The organism is Methylobacterium sp. B1 (assembly GCF_000333255.1).
Classification (GTDB): Bacteria; Pseudomonadota; Alphaproteobacteria; order Rhizobiales; family Beijerinckiaceae; genus Methylobacterium; species Methylobacterium fujisawaense.
Map to the genome: position 1 here is coordinate 1 of NZ_BACT01000673.1, position 1,864 is coordinate 1,864.

2 protein-coding genes are annotated in these 1,864 nt (G+C 68.1%); both read right to left on the bottom strand.

Features of this window, described 5'->3' with window-relative positions; genetic code table 11:
- Positions 1 to 291: 291 nt before the first annotated feature.
- A complete protein-coding gene (locus I53_RS19910) occupies positions 292 to 1,269 on the bottom strand; it encodes an HWE histidine kinase domain-containing protein (RefSeq protein WP_043353903.1) in 978 nt (325 codons plus the stop codon).
- A 113-nt stretch (positions 1,270 to 1,382) separates the two neighbouring features.
- On the bottom strand, positions 1,383 to 1,864 hold a 482-nt coding region (locus tag I53_RS19915), incomplete at its 5' end, for a SelB C-terminal domain-containing protein (protein ID WP_187294386.1).

Here is a 1,864-nt window from a genome sequence, read left to right on the forward strand (position 1 = left end):
GTTCGCACTCTCGACGGGTCGATCGGTTCTACCACCGGCGGCGGCTCGAACCGGTCGACCTCCGGGAAACACGGCGTGGCTCAGAAGGAACGGAGCTTTGGGCGTTTGGCCCGTCGGCTAAAGCGCCGAGGGGCCGCGAATCCAACGCGGCAGCTCTTCGCCCACACCCGGCATTCGATCAGAGCACGCAGACGCGCCGACGCGGTTCCGGACCGGCAACAGCAGGCGAGCTCCGTGCATCCTATGATCCGAGGCTTGCTGTTGCACGACCGGAGCGCCGGGCCGTGTCGGTCACCGGATCGGCACGATCATGCGGAAATGGAGACCGGCATCGTCGATGGTCCGCTGGAACTGACCGGCCAAGCTGCGTTCGATGGTCTGCGTGAGGAGCCGCGATCCAAAGCCGGTGCCGTCGGCCTTGGCGGTTCCTGACGGAGCCGCGCCTTCGGTCCAGTCGAGGGTCAGGGCGTGATCGACGACACGTCCGACCAGGTTCAGGGTGCCTCCGTTGGCGAGCGCGCCATACTTGGCCGAATTGGTGGCGAGTTCGTGGAAGATCATCGCGTAGTCGTCGACCCTGTCGGGGGCCGCCACGGCGGCGTCCTCGATATCGACCGCGATGTTGGCGCCCTGCAGGTACGGCGACAGGATACGGGCGGCGAGGTCACGCAGCCGCACGTCGCCCTGCTCGAGCCCGTGCGACCGCGTCGCCAGGGTGGTCGCCTCGTGTAGGACGTGGAACCGCCGCGACAAATCCTCGGCGAAGCTGGCGGTGGACTCGGCCTCCCGGGCGACGATGTTGGTCAGCGCGCGGGCGACGGTGAACATGTTCGATACCCGGTGCGCCAGTTCCAGGGTCATCAGCCGCTCGGCCTCCTCGGCACGCTTGCGGTCGGTGATGTCGAGGAAAATGGCCTGGATCCACGCGCCGACCCGGCCCTCGTCCCCGCCGATGCCGCGGGCAGAGATCCAGCGGACGTCCGGGTCTTCCCCGATGCGGAAGTCGAAGCTGTAGGCCTTCGGGCTGGTCGCGCTCGCGAACCAGTCGAGCATCATCTTGGGTCTGTCCTCGGCATTCACCTTGGCGAACAACGCGTCGATGCTCACCACCGGCTCCGTTGTGCCCCAGAAGGCCATGCAGAGGCCGTCGAGCCGGGCGAGGCGCGCCTCCGGGGCCCAAGCCCACATCCCGACGCCCCCCCGGTGGATGGCCGCGGTGAAGCTGGCGAGCGTCCATTCGTCGCCAGTCAGATCCGTGCCCTCGACCATGCTGCTTCCCAAACCGCACCTGAAGTTCTTGGCAGGCGCATCGCTACCGTGACGGTACGAAACGCTGCCCCGCGGCCTTTGCTCCGGACCCGATCACGCCCGTCGAACCGGAGTCACAGGTCGCCCTTCCTGGGATCCACCAGCCGTCCGTCCGCGACACGCGTCGTGAAACCACGGGCGTCGAAATAAGCCAGCACCGGCATGGTCATGTTCCGACTGATCCCCGTCGCCTCGCGGAAGCGGCCGACCGTCAGGAGCGCCTGCGGATGGTCCGCCGCCACCGCGCATGCTCGCGCCGTCAACTCGGCAAGGACGCCCGGCAGCACGTAGTAATGCCCGGATATGCGCCGCAGCCATCCGAGCCGGCCGAACCTGTCGAGATGCGGCCGCAGGGTTTCCGGCTCCCGACCCACCTGTTCCGCGAGGTCCGCGAGGCGCGGTTGATCGAGACCGGCCGCCTCCAGGCGGATCCTGACCGCCTCGTAGAGGGCGGCCTCCGGCGGGGCTAGGCGGACTTCGTGGCCGGGCAGGTGGTAGAGATGCTCCCGCCGAAGAATACGGGCGTCCATGAGCAGCCGATCGAGGGCAACCCGCA

What these genes read in the sequence shown, in the direction of transcription:
- I53_RS19910 (WP_043353903.1), bottom strand. Translation starts at nt 1,269, where the DNA reads ATGGTCGAGGGCACGGATCTGACTGGCGACGAATGGACGCTCGCCAGC.